We start from the raw sequence: 16,943 nt of genomic DNA, 5'->3' as shown, positions 1-16,943 counted from the left end.
GCTAACCCTAGCAAAGCAAAAAAATATGCTGAGGCTCTAAATGTTGTTCATAAAACAGATAGGTCAGATGCGATAATGCTTGCAAGCTACGGTTATGCTAAGCAATCAACCGTTAACTTCTGGCAACCTGAAGCAAAGGAAATTAGAGAGCTTAAAGCCTTACTGCGTCGACTTGATGCATTGGAGTCCAATAAACAACGAGAGCAGAATCGATTAGAAGCAAGTGAGTTTAATGCGACATCTGAGCGAGTCACTCAATCATTAAAAGAAACGATTAACTTTCTAGATGATGAGATAAAAAAACTTAAGTCAGATATTGATAGTCACATAAATAGCTTTCCTGACTTAAAGAAGAATAGAACGTTACTAGAAACAATCCCCGGTATTGGGCCTGTTATGTCTCGAGAGCTGACGTATATATTCGCCGCTAAAAATTTCAGCAGAGCTAAGCAAGCTGCTGCCTACTGTGGCTTAATACCGCGGCTGCATGAGTCTGGGAAAATGAAGGGCCGTACAACTATGAGCAAGCTAGGGCCCTCAAAAATAAGAAGTAAACTTTATATGGCAGCAGTAGTCGCTGGGCAGTGGAATTATAAGATACAACAGCAAAAAATAGCCTTGCTGAATAATGGCAAAACGTCGATGCAAATCATTGGCGCCAATATGCGTAAACTCATTCATATATGTTTTGGTGTAATAAAAAATCAAGAAGCGTTTAAGCTCCAAGAAAGTTAAATACGATCTTGAAGCCTATAAAGAGAGATGGTATCTACGCTGGGCTTTTTTACGTCTGCCACTTTCAATGCTCTTTAGTGATTTGTTTATTTAATCATTTAACTTTAATAAATCATTTTTATAGATTGTATCAATCGGTTTATTTCGCACACGGTTTTTAGCCCCTCTACTATACTATTCGCACTGCTTAGTCATTCAAGCTTGGTAAACAACAACTTGAATGGAGTAAAAGCTCACTAATTTTTAAATTATTAGATTCTATTTTTAATAATACTAATACGCTTTGTATATAACGAAATTCGTTAACTTTAAGGAAGCTGACAATGAAAAACCGATCATTTACTAAAAAAGCACTTGTTGGATTTATAAGTATGGCACTTATGTCTGGCTCTGCTTTTAGCCAAGAAAAACCACAAATGTCTAAGCCACAAGGTGCTGTTGGCATGGGTGAGGCTAAAATGGGCGCAACCAGAACAAACCAATTTTGGTGGCCAGATCAACTAAATCTATCTCCTCTTCGTGATCATGATCTACGTTCAAACCCTTATGGTGCAGACTTTAATTATGCAGAGGCATTTAACAGCCTAGATTTAGACACAGTAAAAAGTGATATTGACGCCCTACTTACGCAATCTCAAGACTGGTGGCCAGCGGATTTTGGTAACTATGGCCCATTTTTTATTCGTATGACATGGCACAGCGCAGGCACCTACCGTACGCTTGATGGCCGTGGTGGCGCAGGCGGTGGTCAACAACGTTTTGAACCGCTTAACAGCTGGCCAGATAACGTAAGCTTGGATAAAGCGCGCCGTTTACTTTGGCCAATTAAACAAAAATACGGAGAAGCACTTTCATGGTCAGACTTAATCGTATTAGCAGGTAACGTTGCTCTAGAAAACATGGGATTTGAAACCTATGGTTTTGCCGGCGGGCGAACTGACGACTGGGAACCAGACATGGTTTACTGGGGTCCAGAAGTAGAAATGCTTGCCAGCGACCGTGAAGATGCTAGCGGCAAATTAGAACGCCCATTAGGTGCAACGCACATGGGTTTAATTTACGTAAATCCTGAAGGCCCTAAAGGGGTTCCTGATCCAATCGGTTCAGCTAAAAATATTCGTGTTGCATTTTCTCGCATGGCGATGAACGATGAAGAAACACTGGCACTTATCGCCGGTGGTCACACCTTTGGTAAAATGCATGGTGCGCACAAACCTAAAGACTGTGTAGGTGCAGAGCCTGCTGCAGCAGGTATTGAAGAGCAAGGTTTAGGCTGGAAAAACAAATGTGGTAAAGGTCACTCTGAAGATACCGTATCTAGTGGTTTAGAAGGCGCATGGACACAAGCACCTACCCGCTGGTCATCACTTTACTTAAGCAACCTGCTTAACTTTGAGTGGAAACAAACTCGCAGCCCTGCAGGTGCCATTCAGTGGATCCCAACGGATGAATCGTTACACAACGCTGTACCTGACGCTCATATCAAGGGTAAGTTTAACGCACCGGTAATGACTACGGCCGACTTAGCATTAAAATTTGACCCAGAGTATCGCAAAATTGCTGAGCGCTTTTTAAATGACCCTAAAGAGTATCAACTGGCCTTTGCTAAAGCATGGTACAAATTGACTCACCGAGATATGGGACCACCACGTAACTTTTTAGGGAAAGAAGTTCCTAATGAAGACTTAATTTGGCAAGACCCAATTTCAGCAGAGACTAAATCAAACATTGATGCTGGTGCTGTGAAAAAGCTTAAAGCCGCTATTTTAGACTCAAACTTAAGTGTACCTGAGTTAGTACGTGTAGCCTGGGCTTCGGCTGCAAGTTACCGTGACTCTGATATGCGAGGCGGTGCCAACGGTGCACGCATTGCGCTTGCTCCACAAAAGGATTGGGCGGTAAATAATCCGGCCGAAACCGCAAAAGTACTTAACGTATTAAAAGCGATTCAAGCCGACTTTAATGATAGTTTCTTTAGCAAAAGCCAAGTGTCACTAGCCGACCTGATTGTGTTAGGTGGTAATGCAGCGATTGAAAAAGCAGCGAAAGATGCAGGTTACACAGTAGATGTACCGTTTAATGCTGGCCGTGGCGATGCTACGCAAGCGCAAACTGACGTTAATGCATTTAGTTTATTAGAGCTGCCTGCCGATGGCTTTAGAAACTACTTTGATGCAGAAAAAAGCTATAAGTCGCCAACTGAAATGCTAATAGATAAAGCCGATCAGCTTGACCTAACCGTGCCAGAAATGACCGTGTTAGTAGGCGGCTTACGTTCGCTTGATGCAAACTACAAAGGCACTGACTACGGCGTATTTACTGACAAGCCAGGCACTCTAAATAACGACTTCTTTGTTAATTTATTAGATATGTCGACGGTTTGGAAAAAGTCATCAGATGCGGGTATTTATCAAGGCTTTGATCGTCAATCAGGTGAGCAAAAGTACACAGCCACTTCAGTTGATCTGATTTTTGGTTCAAATTCAGAATTGCGTGCAGTTGCCGAAGTATATGCCTTTGATACATCAAAGCAAAAGTTTGTAGAAGACTTTGTTGCGGCATGGACTAAAGTAATGAACTTAGACCGTTAATAACCATTAAGTAATACAACCATAGCGCTGCAATTAATTGCAGCGCTTTTTTATTAAGCTACTTTAAAGCAACCACTCGCTCGCGCAAATCATCGGCATTAACCTTCTGTGCAGCCACCATTTCACCAATGGTGACACTGACCAACGACCACTTTGGTCTAGGCAATCGCCACTTTGTTTTTCGACTAAAAATACTGCCCCATAGTCCATCTAAATGAACAGGAATAACAGGCACCGGTGTGCGCTGAATTATTTTTTCAATGCCACGGCGAAATACATCAACTTCGCCATCTCCACTGAGCTTGCCTTCAGGAAAAATTCCCACCAGCTCTCCACGCTCTAGTGCCTGAGCGATATCGTCAAAGGCTTTATTAAACGCCTTAGGATTTGCTTTTTCGCTATCAATTGGAATGGCTTTGGCCATTTTAAACAACCAATTAAGTGCTGGTGAATAATAAATAGGGGCAAACACGACAAACCGAATTGGCCTAGGTGACGCGGCTAAAATAAACATCCAATCAACAAAGCTAACATGGTTACTCACCACCACGGCAGCCCCATTATCGGGCATATTAAGCGTTCCCTTAGTGCGTACTCGGTACATACAAATCGCTAAAATGTAGATAATAAAACGTAAGAAAAACTCAGGCACTTTGCTATATATGTACAGCGATATCAGTAAATTAAGACCTGCTAATAACAACAGTAATTGTGAAATCTCCCAGTGTAAAAGCGTTAGGGTAACAATACTTAAAACAGCGCTGCCCACCATAAATAAGGCGTTTAGTACATTATTGGCAGCAATCACTCGTGAACGGCTATCTGGGTGAGTACGCTGCTGAATAAGTGCATACAGTGGCACCGTATAAAAACCCGCCGCTATACCAATACCAGCCATCCAAATAAAGTGCCAGAGCATATCGCCGGTATTAATCACTTGTTCAAGGGTAAGCAGCGATTCATTAGTTTGGCGATAAAACTCAATGCTTGGTTCTTGGCTTAATAAATATAAAAACAAGCTAATTAAAAGCGCCCCAAAAGGCACAATGCCTAACTCAATACGTGAGCGCGATAGCTTCTCACAAAGTAAAGACCCCAATGCAATACTCAACGAAAACACCACTAAAGCTGAGGTAACCACCAGCTCATCGCCTCCCATTACATGTTTTACATAGTTAGGGAGCGCGGTTAATATCACTGCACCAATCAGCCAAAACCAGCTGATCCCCAATACTGATTTACCCACTGACTCGGTTTGTGCGTTAAGCACATTAAATACACTTTTGGTCGAGGAAATAGGATTAAGCGATACCTTTAAATTAGCATCATTCGCAGCACTTTTTGGTATAAAACGACTACTCAAATAACCAATAACCGCCAAGCTCACTATCGCGATACTGATATAAACAGGGCCTGCAGCTTGGGTTATATAATAAGTGCCAAATACGGTGCCCAATAAAATAGCCACAAAGGTGCCAGATTCAACTAACCCATTAGCTTTGGTTAATTCATGAGGAGCCACATGCTGCGGTAAAATAGAGTATTTAAGTGGCCCAAAAAAAGTGCTTTGTAAACCCATTAAAAACACAGTACCTAACATTAACCAAACCTGCTCGGTTAAAATAGATACCACGCCCACCAGCATTATTGGAATTTCGCAAAACTTTACGATGCTGATCAACTTTGATTTTTCCAACTTTTCTGCAATTTGACCAGCCATGCCTGAAAATAAAAAGAATGGCAAAATAAATAATCCCGCAGCCACGTTAGAATAAAAAGCACCATCGGCCACCGTAGCAGCCTGAAAAATTAAAATAAGGAGGATTGATTGCTTGTAAACATTGTCATTTAAAGCGGAGAAAAACTGTGTCACAAACAGAGGTAAAAACCGTTTACTGCTCAGTAAAGCTCCTTGATATTGTTGTTTATTTTCCTTCATTACGGTCTCTTAAAATTAGCTACAGCGTTTAGATTACCACTGTGTAAAAGAAATACGAACCCACTTTTTTAAGTACGTGCTCAAAAATATACCTAATCGCTAACACGCAATAAAAACGATTAACAAATGAACAATGCAACTAAATCTTGCGTATAAGTTGTTTATGAGTTGTAAATAAAACATCTATGTTCTAAAACTAAAAGGTGACTAAAAAAGGAGAATCTTCATGCCAACTACAAACACAATAGACAAAGACACCAAATTCGCACGTTGTTTAGAGTGCAACAAAGTAAATACATTTGCCGCTTTTCATTGGCTTTCGTTAGCGTTTAAGGATATGGCGCGCGCGCCCATGCTGAGCTTAATTTACGGTTTAATCTTCACACTTATTCCCGTAGCGATTGTTTACTCTGTTGTACTTACCGACAGCCACCTTGCCATACTGCCAGCCACGGTTGCATTTGCCTTAATAGGTCCTGTGTTTGCGGTTGGTTTGTACGATGTGGCTTGGGAGCTTGAAAAAGGCCATAAACCTACTTTAAGCCATTCATTCAAATCGATGTTTCGTAACCCTGTAGGTGAGTGGGGTTTTGCCGTGTTACTTATGGTAATTATGATTATTTGGATGCGCTTAGCCGCAATTGTTCATGCATTGTACCCAAGCCATGCAAACCCAACATTTGAAGAGCTTTCGGCGTTTTTAACCATAGGCAGTATTATTGGCGGTATTTTACTGGTTAGTGTGTTTTCAATTTCTGCATTTACGCCGCAAATTATGATGGAAAGACGTGTTGATATTATGACTGCTGTCGTTTCTTCAATCCACGCAGTTAAAGAAAACTTTGCAGCCATGGTAGTATGGTCAATTTGTATATTTGTACTGGTAGCGTTGGGCTTTGCTGCAGGTGCCGCCGGATTTATTATTATTATGCCACTACTTAGTTACGCTAGTTGGCATGGATACATTGCTGTTATTAAAACAAAAACACCACGTGGTTATGAATAATATTTACCTGTAGTTTTATCACTTAATTAAATGCTTTTTGGCATTTAATTAAGTGTTGCCTCTTCTCTCTCAGTTTATAAAATCCGTAAAAACCTTGATCTGAATAAGGTGCAAAGCTTAAAAATAGCGCTAATATAAGCTGATACACCACAGATAATATAAAGGAATAAACATGAGTCAAAACGTTGCAGACTTAATGACACCTAACCCATTCTCAGTGAATATAAAAAGTACTTTGCACGACGCACATAATTTAATGAAAGAAAAAAATGTTCGTCACATTCCCGTCATCGACGAAGATGGCGCATTTGTTGGCATGCTTACGCAAAAAATTATGGTCGCCAAAGTAATGGGGATCATGGCAACGTTTGGTGCTAATGCATTACAACGCAAAGAAAAACTCACAAAAGTAGAAGATATTATGGTGAGTGATTTTATCAGTGTAACGCCAGAGCAGCCGCTATCAGATGTCGTTAAATTTTTTGTAGATAATCGCCATGGCTGTATGCCTGTGGTTAGCGAGCAAGGTCAATTGGTGGGTATTTTAACCTCTTCTGATTTTGTGCGCTTAGCTGCGGCGCTATTATCTTAACTTAATAGCACAATAAAAAACCTGCGTTTTGAATTTACCCAAAGCGCAGCTATTTTTATAAACAAATGCCTACCCAGAAGCCTCTTCGTATATAGCTAAGCCACTAACAGCCTGTTATGGTAAACAGCTCTACTTTCAGCAGTTATTACTAAAAGGTAATTTGTTATATGGCTAATCAATTAAATGTATTAGGAACTCGCCTACAACTATGTTGTGGCAATGGCGGCTATACTCGCGAAGGGTTTTGCTATGTGCCAGATTCAGACTTTGGTAATCACAGTGTGTGCGCCATTATGACCGACGAATTTTTGCAATTTTCTAAGGCGCAAGGTAACGATTTAATTAGCCCTAATCCTTTATATGATTTTGCGGGCTTAAAAGCTGGCGATAAGTGGTGCTTATGTGCGATTCGTTGGTATCATGCCATTGCTGCAAATGTTGCTCCTCCTGTTGTTCTTGAAGCAACAAACCAAAAAGCGCTAGATATTATTCCCCTTGAAGTATTAAAAGCACATCAATATACCGGGTAATGATTTGAGCGCTCAGCTTGCAATATTAAAGTATTATAACCACCCTTTTTGTTTAAAAAATAAATAAGGGGCAAAGCCCGACAGTAACATAATGCCAATTGCAAATGGATAACCCCATTCCCATTGTAGCTCAGGCATTATATTAAAATTCATACCATACACACTAGCCACTACTGTAGGCGGTAAGAAAACTACTGAGGCAATAGAAAAGGTTTTAATAATTTGATTTTGTTCAATATTAATAAAGCCTTGTGTTGAATCCATCAAAAAGTTCACCTTGTCGAATAAAAAGGTACAGTGCGACATTAAAGTTTCTATATCGAGTACAATTTCTCTAAGAGATTCGCGCTCGTCATTTTGCGCGCCTATACGGCGTATTAAAAACGAAATATTGCGTCGCGTATCCATTAAACATAAACGCACCTTACCATTAGCATCTTCTAAGCGAGCTATACGACCAACCGCCTCTTCTAAGTCTGAGTTATCTTCTTCAAGTACATAAGCACTGAGCCTCTCTAATTGATGATGCATGTCTTCGAGCATATCCGCGTGGTTTTCAACTTTTTGATCAAATAAAGTGATTAATAATTGTTTTGCTGTATCGCATGCCACCTGACCTTTGCGCGCTCTTAAGCGCAGCAGTCTAAAATCAGCCAATTCCTCATCACGAATAGTAAGTAAGCAATTGTTTTGCAACAAACAAGCTACCGTTACAGTATTAAATCGCCCTTCATTAGGTGACATAAACAATGCATGCACATGTAAACCTTCATTATCGATAAAGCACCTAGACGACGTTTCAATCTCTTCTACATCGACCGAATCTGGAAAAGTTATATTGAGCGTTTTTGCAAGCGCATTTTGCTCCTGCGGTGTTGGATTAATAGTATCAATCCAATGTGCATTCTTTATGGATACTTCAACAGGGGTATCAGGTAAAGGCGCTAACTCTTTGATCACTCCTTGCTCGATGGAAAAAAACCTCAACATACACTTCTCCTTTAATGAATCTTTAAGTTGAGTATATGTAACAGGACATTAATCAACAATGATAATACCTTCATTATAACCACTATAAAGGGCACGCTATTCGCTAACACTTTAAAGTACTGCTGTTTTGCAGAATTTACAAAAAAGTGCATATTTTTCATATGCACTTAATCTTACTGCTTTATCAAGTTCTATAAATAAAAATTAAACTGCTATTTTTCAGTTAGTTAAAACCATATCACTATCGGCATGACGATTGCTTCTATAAATACAAGAGGTGTTCGTTATCGCAATTTAAATACTCACTAGAGTAAAGCGAGCACTATTTTTGAAATAGTAGGAGGAATCATGAGTAACAGTAATAATGCAAATAAAGTCGCTGAATTTACCGCTCCCGGTGTAAAAAACGAATCAGCAAATAAAGCAATATCTGTACTAGAAAATCGCATGGTAGCGCTAATTGATTTACAGCTAACTTTAAAACATATTCATTGGAATGTAGTAGGTCCAAACTTTATTGGCGTACATGAAATGCTAGACCCACAAGTAGAAACCGTCCGTGAAATGACCGACACCATAGCAGAACGTATTGCCACTTTAGGCGGCGTCCCAGTTGGCACACCAAAATCGATTGTTGAGCGTCGTACATGGGAAGATTATGCCATAGGTAAAGGCTTAGTAACTGAACACTTAGCCGCATTAGACAAAGTATATAACGGCGTTAACGGTGATCACCGTAAAGCCATAGAATCACTTGCTGAGCTTGATCCGGTATCTGAAGATATGATCATTGCGCAACTTGCAGAGCTTGAGCAATATCAGTGGTTTGTTCGCGCCCACATAGAATCATCTACTGGTCAATTGAATAGCTAATTTTTAAAGCAGTCATTTGACTTACAAAGCCCAGTAACTTGCTGGGCTTTTTTGTTTTTAAACTATATTCCTCTTATTAATACACTAGAAATCCCCCTATTTAGCGCATCTAACACGTTTAGTTACTATACTTATTATTAAAGAGAACTTACTATCGACTCCTAATTATTAGCAGGGAATTTGAAGTGTTGTCGCGTCTATATAGCTTTATGCCAGGTTTACACACCTTATTTAATTATCAACGCCAATGGTTTGCTGATGATGTGAGGGCGGCATTATCGGTTGCAGCCGTTGCTTTACCTGTTGCTATAGCTTATGCGCAACTTACAGGCGTTAATGCTGCAGTTGGCCTGTATTCTTGCGTATTACCTATGATGCTTTATGCACTTTTTGGTACCTCTAAACAGCTTATTATTGGCCCTGATGCCGCAACATGTGCGGTTATTGCAGCAGTTGTTACTCCACTCGCTGCAGGCGATAGCTTTAAACATTGGCAATTAGTGATCACCATGACCGCAATGACCGGTTTTTGGTGCTTTATTGCCAGCCGCTTTAAGCTAGGTGTATTAGCCGACTTTTTATCTAAACCAATTTTAATGGGGTTATTAAACGGTGTGGCTATTACCATTATTGTTGGTCAGTTTTCTAAAGTATTTGGCTTTACCTTTGATGAGCGCTACTTGCTTGAGCGTTTAGGTGGCGTCCCTACGTATTTATCGCAAACTCATATTCCCACCTTGCTAATGGCTTTATTTACCCTCGGCGTTTACTTTGTGTTAAAGCGCTTAAAACCTACATGGCCAGCCTCTATGTTTGCCATTGCACTAGGTGCGGTATTCGTTTGGTTGTTTAATTTAGAGCAGTTTGAAATAAAAACCATAGGCACAGTAACCGGTGGTTTGCCTGTGTTTAACACCCCAGTATTTGACGTGGGTATTATTCGAGAACTTGTTGTACCGGCACTCAACTTAGCCATAGTTAGCTTTGTCAGCATGATGCTAACGGCGCGAAGCTTTGCAGCAAAGAATGGCTACGACATCGATGCCGATAAAGAATTTAGAGCCTTGGGCATCGCTAATTTAGCGTCAGCATTATCACAAGGCTTTGCCGTTAGTGGTGCCGACTCACGCACAGCCGTGAACGACGACTCTGGCGGAAAAACCCAATTAGTTTCGATTATAGCTGCCGCTATTATTGGCGTTATCGCTCTTTTTTTAACGGCGCCGCTTGAGTTTATTCCCAGTGCTGCACTCGGGATTGTATTAATAATTGCCTCTGTTCACCTGCTTGATTTAAAGGCAGTCTGGCAATTAAAATTTAAAGATAAGCAGGCATTTTACTTAGCCTCAGCCACACTTTTTGCTGTGCTGTTTATTGGTGTTATACCAGGAATTACCCTTGCTGTATTACTAGGGTTATTTCAATTTATTCGAACTGTTATGCGCCCATCAGACACCATTTTAGGTGTGGATATAAAAGGCGTAGTAAGAAGCTTAGACGAAACAGATAAAGCCAAAGCAGTACAAGGGGTTTTTATATATCGTTTTAATTCTCCTTTAACCTATTTTAATGCCAGTTATTTTAAACGCCGCTTGTTAGAGCAATATGCAAGACAAAAAGACGACACACAATGTGTCATTATTGATGCTGTGCCCTGCTTCACTCATCTTGATTTAAGCGTTATGGCCATGCTCGCAGACCTAGATGTGATATTTAAAAAACGAGGTATTCGATTAGAGCTAGCAGGAAGAAAACGCCAGCTACTTTCTTGGTTTAAAACCGCTGGTATCGCCTCAGGTAAAGACGGTATTTATATTCATTCAGACTTATACATTGCCTTACAAAAAAACAGCGTCAGTCAGCATGTCGACGAGGTTACGATGTTTCAATCGCAAAACTCCGAAGAGATAAATGCAGGTAATAATTAGGGTTATTATTTTTCCTCAACTACACTAGGGTCTGTTGACCTTTGTGGATTAAAATTTGTTCAAACTAGGGGCGGTTTAATCGCGGCGCGAGGTTTGTAACCTAGTGGGCTAAGTAAAAACCGAGTAACAAAGAGTAAATCGTCCCTAGGCAGAACCCTTCGGGCAGCGCCTGTTTGGCATTGATGCTACGTTATCGCCTATTTATGGGGAATAACCACACCACATAGGCTCTGTCTTGCCTAAATACCAAACAGACTGCTGCAAATTTAACCTTGAAAGGTCAACAGACCCTAGATGAGTCATTTATTGTGAATGACTCTTTATAAAAACAATAGAGTATTCAAGCATTTTAATAAATCAACACTTAATAATAAGCGTAGCCTTATTACCTTTTCTTGCTACTTACTAAGCCTTAAAAATACAAACAATAGCCAGATGCAAATATCATACAGCGCAGTAAATACATAGTTTAGTCGCTAACGCGGTCGCTTTTAGTTTTAGCTAATTAGCCATAAGTTGTTTATGGCTATGGTTTATCAATTGCCGCTCACTAAACCCAATGAAAGACAAAGGAGCTACCATGAAATATACATTAATAATTTTATGCTTAATTGCACTTGCAGGTTGCGATAAAGGCGTTGATTCTCCAAGGGGGTTTAGCTTACCAGAGGGAAATGCTGAAAAAGGTAAAGCCGTTTTTATTAAGTATGAGTGTTTGGCATGCCATACGCTTGCAGGTGTAGAAGATGACAGTATAAAAAAACATGACGATATTTCTATCAGACTAGGCGGAAATAAAACCAAAATAGTCACTTATGCTGAGTTAGTTACATCGGTTATTAACCCTTCGCACCGCTTTTCGAGGCCTTACAGAGCTGATGCTAGAACCCCCGATGGAGCATCTAAAATGACGGTATTTAACGACACCATGACCGTTTCTGAACTTACTGATTTAGTAACCTTTTTACAGCCAAATTATAAACTTATTCCTTATCACAGAACGAAGTACTCTGATTACAAATAAATACTTATAAGTAAACATCAAAAAAAAGCCGTTATTAAACAACGGCTTTTTATTATAGATTATGGATAACCCTATTCAGCATTAACCATGTCTTCAAACTTCATACCGGTTAACTTAGTCAGTACTTTAATTACATAAACAAAAATACCAATGAGCATGAGCATAGACGGAATAGCAATTACCGGATAACTCAATAGCGTCATTTCACCAAGCTGTTCGTTAAATTCAACGGAGCCTGCAGGGCTGGTAACAATCCATTTAGCAAGGATGTAATTCATCGTAGATGAAAACACAAAGGTCAGCGCTAAGAGGTAATTAGCATTGGTGATTTTTTGTTTAAAGATTTGTGTATTGCCTCGTGCATCTAAGGCATCGTAAATAGTATCTAGCTTAAATAAAAGTGAGTTTAATAAAAGTTTGGCTAGCAGGGGTTTACCAAAAAAACCCGACATCAGCACGGTAAAACCAATGATTGCCGGAATAGCTGCTTCTTTAATAGCTAACCACTCAACGTTTAGCTCAAACAAGGCAATACCACCGGTAAGCAAAGTACTTAAAAAGCCTAAAAGCGAGATGAAGTTTAATGAGCCCGCTTTAATAAAATCATAAATCCCATAGCTAATGGGGAATATAAGCGCGACAATTAAACCAGCCACACTGCCTAAATATTCAGGGCCAGAAAACTTCATTAAAATGACTGAAGGGATGATGATATTAAATACTATTTCGATAAGCGGATTATTTTTTTTACGCTTATTTGTAGCTTGATTATTACTGGTCATTTTTAGTTCCAAAAAATATTACTGCTGCCATTAATTTCCCCTAATGTGGAATAAATAATGCTAAACATTGCTTCTTTGCATAATACCCGCAATAAGCCCGCTATTCTAGCATGGCACTTAGTCATATTATTTTATTATGTAGCGCTTACTCTGCAGTAATGTAGGTATAAATTGAGGCGTTAATTAAATCACCAGTCGTATTTTCAGCCCTCAAAGGCTATATTAAAGCTACAAAAAATAAATTAGTTTAAAGTCATGCTCAGTAGTAAGTATTTATCTACATCGTACTTTTGGTTATTTTTATTGATGGTTTGTGTGCATCAAAAGGCCGCTGCCAAACAAATTATTGCTGTTGCCGAATTAAGTGGACTGTTTCAACACGCTGCTAATAATCAACACCAAGGGGTTTATCATGCGTTATTAACCAAAGCACTCGCAGATACAAAACTGAGTGATCAATATATAATTGAAGTCATGCCAATGAAACGCGCTAAGCTTGAGTTTTTAAAACAAACTGTTGCTTGCTATGCACCAGGTGAGGACACCTTTGATGGCTCAGAAGGGATTACATTACCTAAAAACATTTTACACAGCACACCTTTTAACAAAGCACTGATCAAAGTGGTTTCTAATAACCCAAAGCGAGTTATTTCAAACGTAGGCCAAATTAATAGCAGCGATATTATTAGCATTGTTCGAGGGGTGCCCAGTAGTCGTGAGTTAGATAAAATAAAAGAAAAGGCCAAAATAGTAATTGAAGTAAATAGTGAATTGGAAAGCTTACAACTTTTATTACTCGGGCGAGTAGACTTAATATTAGCGTTTTACCCCGATATAAACTTTGCTTATAAAGAGTTAAATATACACCCCCATCTACCCTATAGTAATAACTACTCACCGGTGAGCATTAACGATAATATTATTTGCCACCCAAGCTATAAAAAAGACTTTGAAAAAATAAACAAAAAAATTACCGAATATCTGCAAAACGGTGAAATGAAAATATTATTAAATGATTATTTTATTCATTAACCTCTATTTAAAGCCTGCATAGGGTTGCGCCATATAAAACTCCCTTTTACAGCTTGGAAAACCTTCTCGCTTGCTCTAGTATCTAGTTGTCTTAGCTCATAATTTGCATTTTAATGAAATCATTTCCGTCACTGTACTTTGCCAATTTATTTTTAATTATTGGTACCGGTTTACTTACTACCTATTTAGCGCTTTATTTAGGTAAACAAGGCACGTCTACGTTTTGGATAGGCTTAATGACCTCGTGTTATTACCTTGGCTTATTACTGGGTTCAAAACTTGGCTATCATCTTATTAAATCGGTAGGTCACATCAGAACCTTTGCCGCCAGTACTGCGGCGGTTACTGCCTGTGTGGCTGCTCACGGGGTGAGCGATAATCTTTATATATGGTTAGGCCTTAGGCTTTTTGTTGGCTTAGGTATGATGTGTAATTACATGGTGCTAGAAAGCTGGCTGAATGAACAGTCAGCCCCCGAATCACGCGGTCGCGTATTCTCGTTTTATATGATCACTTCATACTTGGGGATGATTTTAGGGCAATTAGCGCTCGCACAATTTCCTGAGCTAGGTTATGCGCCGCTATTTTTAGTCTGCATGGCGTTAGCAATCGGTATTATTCCTATTTCTATCACTCGTAGAATTCACCCAAAACCCTTAAAACCGATAAAAATGAGCCTATTTGATTACGCTAAAAAAGTGCCACAATCGCTTACTGCGGTGCACTTTGCAGGCATTATTAATGGTAGCTTTTATGGTCTAGCACCTATTTTTGCCAAGTTATCAGGCTTTAACGCCGCTGAAATTGCTATTTTCATGTCGCTAACTATTTTAGCCGGCCTGCTAGCCCAGTGGCCAATGGGCATGCTTTCTGACCGTATTCGCCGCAGTTTATTAATTCGTACTAATGCCATAGCTATAGGCATTGTGAGTTTGGCATTGTTTTTATTACCAAGCTCACAGTTAATTGCTTACATACTGACCTTTATATTTGGTTTGTTTGCCTTTACTTTATATCCGCTTTGTTCGGCATTGGCCAATTCGCGAGTTGAAGACGAAGAACGCGTGGGCGTGTCATCAGCGTTATTGGTTGCTTTTGGCGCCGGTGCAGCAATAGGCTCAACAGTTAACGCACAGATCATGAGCTACTTTGGTCACCAAGCATTGTATGCGTCTATTTCGCTATTAACCGTAACCATGTATTTATTACTCACGTTTATTAATTCTAAACAAAAAGTAGAGCAGCCTGAACCCAGTGATTATGTGGTGGGTACATCCGATGTTACAAACTCGCCACTGGCAGCAACTATGGATCCGCGTATTGAAGAAACCACCGCACAAGATCAAATGTTGGTTGTGGATGACGAAGAAATAGATGATGAGTTTTTTGAACATCCCCAAGGGGAGCTGTTTAAAGATCTTCACGAAGATGACGTGAAAAATTAATTTTTACTGCTTTTAAGTGTTTTAAAAACACGCTAAGCAAACATCAATTAAGGGAGTCATTATACTCCCTTAATTGTTTTAGATTTTAAGCAAACCCTGTTTCAATATCTCGAAAAGTCCACTTGCCATTTGGATCTGCAATATCAATTAACTCACATGCCTTTTTATGAATCGCCCCGTGTTTGCCAGAGACTCAATAACTTGAGAAACTGGAACTATGAAAAAATCAAATCGCTATACATCAGAATTTCGTGAACGTGCAATTAGGCTTGTTACCACACAACAGCATGAATACCCTTCTCTTTGGGCTGCGCTAGTATCGATTTCAGATAAACTGGGATGTACCCCAGAAACACTTAGAGCATGGGTCAAGAAATCTCAAGCTCAACCGTCTAAACCCTCTTCTAATACGCAATCAACTGAAGAACGCCTTGCCGTCTTAGAGCGCGAGAATAAAGAGCTCAAGCGAACGAATGATATCCTGAGGCAAGCTGCCGCTTTTTTCGCCCAAGCGGAGCTCGACCGCAAACAGAAGTAATAGTGGATTTTATTGATGCTTGCAGAGAGCATTACGGTGTCGAGTCAATTTGCAAGGAATTGCCGATTGCACCATCAACGTATTATTCTCATAAACAGATACAAAGAGAGCCTGAGCGACTGTCTAACCGCAAAAAGCGTGATGCTGAGCTGATAATACTCATTCGCGAAGTGTGGGAGGATAATATGTCAGTTTATGGTGCAAGAAAAATATGGAAGCAGCTACAGCTTGACGACCATCAAGTCGCCCGCTGTACAGTCGAACGATTGATGCGAGTTATGGGAATTCAAGGTGTTCGTCGGGGTAAAGCACATAAGACAACGATACCTGACGAGCAACAAGATAAGCCACTTGATTTAGTTAATCGTCAATTTACTGCTGAGCAGCCAAATCAACTTTGGGTAGCTGACATCACCTATGTTGCCACATGGAGTGGGTTTGTTTATGTCGCTTTCGTGATAGATGTTTTTTCACGATACATTGTAGGTTGGCGTGTATCAACGACAATGCACACAGAGCTTATTCTTGATGCGTTAGAGCAAGCTATTTGGCATCGTGGCAACCCCGAAGGGTTAATTCACCACAGCGACAGAGGCAGCCAATATTTGTCTATACGATACACTGAGCGACTTGCTGAAGCTGGAATTCAAGCGTCTGTAGGCAGTGTGGGTGACTCTTATGACAATGCATTGGCTGAAACAATAAATGGATTATTTAAAACAGAGATTATTCGCAGAAATGGCCCGTGGAAGAATGTTGATGCTGTTGAATACGCAACGTTAGAGTGGGTCAATTGGTTTAATAATCAACGCTTATTATCTTCAATTGGGTATATTTCACCAGCTCAATATGAAACAGACTACTATGATAATTTAAACGAGTCAGGTAAAGTGGCCTGACTTAAACAAACTGGTCTCCGATGAACTCGGGGCGATTCA

Annotated in this window: 14 protein-coding genes and 1 other annotated feature; of the genes, 11 read left to right on the top strand and 3 right to left on the bottom strand. The window is 39.9% G+C overall.

What is annotated here, in order from left to right; translation table 11 throughout:
• Together ND6B_RS00005 and katG are read left to right on the top strand one after the other, a co-directional pair.
• Positions 1–735, top strand: a 735-nt coding sequence (locus ND6B_RS00005) for an IS110 family transposase (RefSeq protein ID WP_033103751.1), incomplete at its 5' end; no start/stop codon positions are given.
• Between the two features lie 323 nt (positions 736–1,058).
• Positions 1,059–3,326, top strand: coding sequence for a catalase/peroxidase HPI (katG, locus tag ND6B_RS00010; protein ID WP_033104436.1), 2,268 nt, complete (start codon positions 1,059–1,061; stop codon positions 3,324–3,326).
• Positions 3,327–3,384: 58 nt separating this feature from the next.
• Here the strand turns inward: katG and ND6B_RS00015 are convergent, their stop codons facing one another.
• On the bottom strand, positions 3,385–5,265 hold the full coding sequence (locus ND6B_RS00015) for an MFS transporter (protein ID WP_033104435.1): 1,881 nt from the start codon (positions 5,263–5,265) through the stop codon (positions 3,385–3,387).
• Between the two features lie 226 nt (positions 5,266–5,491).
• Here ND6B_RS00015 and ND6B_RS00020 point away from each other — a divergent pair, with 226 nt between their 5' ends.
• The 3 genes from ND6B_RS00020 (at position 5,492) to ND6B_RS00030 (ending at position 7,393) form a co-directional block, all read left to right on the top strand.
• The gene (locus tag ND6B_RS00020) at positions 5,492–6,271 is read left to right on the top strand and encodes a DUF2189 domain-containing protein (RefSeq protein WP_033104434.1); all 780 of its coding nucleotides are present in this window, start codon (positions 5,492–5,494) and stop codon (positions 6,269–6,271) included.
• A 172-nt stretch (positions 6,272–6,443) separates the two neighbouring features.
• Positions 6,444–6,863, top strand: a complete 420-nt coding sequence (locus tag ND6B_RS00025) for a CBS domain-containing protein (RefSeq protein ID WP_033104433.1) — start codon at positions 6,444–6,446, stop codon at positions 6,861–6,863.
• Positions 6,864–7,030: 167 nt separating this feature from the next.
• Positions 7,031–7,393 carry a DUF2237 family protein gene (locus ND6B_RS00030; RefSeq protein ID WP_016900500.1) on the top strand — a complete coding sequence of 121 codons (363 nt, stop codon included), beginning with the start codon at positions 7,031–7,033 and terminating at the stop codon, positions 7,391–7,393.
• A gap of 33 nt (positions 7,394–7,426) precedes the next feature.
• On the opposite strand, the gene corA is transcribed toward ND6B_RS00030, so the two are convergent.
• The gene (corA, locus tag ND6B_RS00035; RefSeq protein WP_033104432.1) at positions 7,427–8,383 is read right to left on the bottom strand and encodes a magnesium/cobalt transporter CorA; all 957 of its coding nucleotides are present in this window, start codon (positions 8,381–8,383) and stop codon (positions 7,427–7,429) included.
• Between the two features lie 348 nt (positions 8,384–8,731).
• Between corA and dps the strand changes: the two genes are divergently transcribed.
• The 3 genes from dps to ND6B_RS00050 all read left to right on the top strand — a co-directional run bounded on the left by dps (position 8,732) and on the right by ND6B_RS00050 (position 12,208).
• The gene (gene dps, locus ND6B_RS00040; RefSeq protein WP_013465787.1) at positions 8,732–9,256 is read left to right on the top strand and encodes a DNA starvation/stationary phase protection protein Dps; all 525 of its coding nucleotides are present in this window, start codon (positions 8,732–8,734) and stop codon (positions 9,254–9,256) included.
• A 185-nt stretch (positions 9,257–9,441) separates the two neighbouring features.
• Positions 9,442–11,184, top strand: a complete 1,743-nt coding sequence (locus tag ND6B_RS00045; protein WP_024601437.1) for a SulP family inorganic anion transporter — start codon at positions 9,442–9,444, stop codon at positions 11,182–11,184.
• Positions 11,185–11,764: 580 nt separating this feature from the next.
• Entirely contained in the window at positions 11,765–12,208 is a 444-nt protein-coding gene (locus ND6B_RS00050) for a c-type cytochrome (RefSeq protein WP_028835688.1), read from the top strand.
• Between the two features lie 71 nt (positions 12,209–12,279).
• Here the strand turns inward: ND6B_RS00050 and ND6B_RS00055 are convergent, their stop codons facing one another.
• Positions 12,280–12,990 carry a VC0807 family protein gene (locus ND6B_RS00055; RefSeq protein ID WP_033104431.1) on the bottom strand — a complete coding sequence of 237 codons (711 nt, stop codon included), beginning with the start codon at positions 12,988–12,990 and terminating at the stop codon, positions 12,280–12,282.
• 255 nt (positions 12,991–13,245) lie between these two features.
• On the opposite strand from ND6B_RS00055, the gene ND6B_RS00060 reads away from it, so the two are divergent.
• The 3 genes from ND6B_RS00060 to ND6B_RS00075 all read left to right on the top strand — a co-directional run bounded on the left by ND6B_RS00060 (position 13,246) and on the right by ND6B_RS00075 (position 16,904).
• The gene (locus tag ND6B_RS00060) at positions 13,246–14,022 is read left to right on the top strand and encodes a hypothetical protein (RefSeq protein WP_033104430.1); all 777 of its coding nucleotides are present in this window, start codon (positions 13,246–13,248) and stop codon (positions 14,020–14,022) included.
• Positions 14,023–14,135: 113 nt separating this feature from the next.
• Complete coding sequence (locus ND6B_RS00065) at positions 14,136–15,467, top strand: MFS transporter (RefSeq protein WP_016900508.1); 1,332 nt, start codon at positions 14,136–14,138, stop codon at positions 15,465–15,467.
• Between the two features lie 217 nt (positions 15,468–15,684).
• Positions 15,685–16,904 (top strand): IS3 family transposase gene (locus tag ND6B_RS00075; protein ID WP_089368775.1). Its coding sequence is split into 2 segments (ribosomal slippage): positions 15,685–15,964 and positions 15,964–16,904, totalling 1,221 coding nucleotides; the frame shifts between segments, so codons are not numbered across the junction.
• Positions 15,963–16,079, top strand: a sequence feature (AL1L pseudoknot). Its footprint overlaps the gene before it by 117 nt.
• Positions 16,905–16,943: the final 39 nt, after the last annotated feature.

The organism is Pseudoalteromonas sp. ND6B, assembly GCF_000764215.1.
GTDB classification, from domain to species: domain Bacteria; phylum Pseudomonadota; class Gammaproteobacteria; order Enterobacterales; family Alteromonadaceae; genus Pseudoalteromonas; species Pseudoalteromonas tetraodonis.
Note: the sequence above shows the minus strand (reverse complement) of the source record. Positions and strands in the feature narration are given on the sequence as shown.

Coding starts and splice junctions, on each gene's coding strand:
- corA (WP_033104432.1), bottom strand. CDS start 8,383: ATGTTGAGGTTTTTTTCCATCGAGCAAGGAGTGATCAAAGAGTTAGCG.
- ND6B_RS00060 (WP_033104430.1), top strand. CDS start 13,246: ATGCTCAGTAGTAAGTATTTATCTACATCGTACTTTTGGTTATTTTTA.
- ND6B_RS00025 (WP_033104433.1), top strand. CDS start 6,444: ATGAGTCAAAACGTTGCAGACTTAATGACACCTAACCCATTCTCAGTG.
- ND6B_RS00015 (WP_033104435.1), bottom strand. CDS start 5,265: ATGAAGGAAAATAAACAACAATATCAAGGAGCTTTACTGAGCAGTAAA.
- ND6B_RS00065 (WP_016900508.1), top strand. CDS start 14,136: ATGAAATCATTTCCGTCACTGTACTTTGCCAATTTATTTTTAATTATT.
- ND6B_RS00020 (WP_033104434.1), top strand. CDS start 5,492: ATGCCAACTACAAACACAATAGACAAAGACACCAAATTCGCACGTTGT.
- dps (WP_013465787.1), top strand. CDS start 8,732: ATGAGTAACAGTAATAATGCAAATAAAGTCGCTGAATTTACCGCTCCC.
- ND6B_RS00055 (WP_033104431.1), bottom strand. CDS start 12,990: ATGACCAGTAATAATCAAGCTACAAATAAGCGTAAAAAAAATAATCCG.
- ND6B_RS00050 (WP_028835688.1), top strand. CDS start 11,765: ATGAAATATACATTAATAATTTTATGCTTAATTGCACTTGCAGGTTGC.
- katG (WP_033104436.1), top strand. CDS start 1,059: ATGAAAAACCGATCATTTACTAAAAAAGCACTTGTTGGATTTATAAGT.
- ND6B_RS00030 (WP_016900500.1), top strand. CDS start 7,031: ATGGCTAATCAATTAAATGTATTAGGAACTCGCCTACAACTATGTTGT.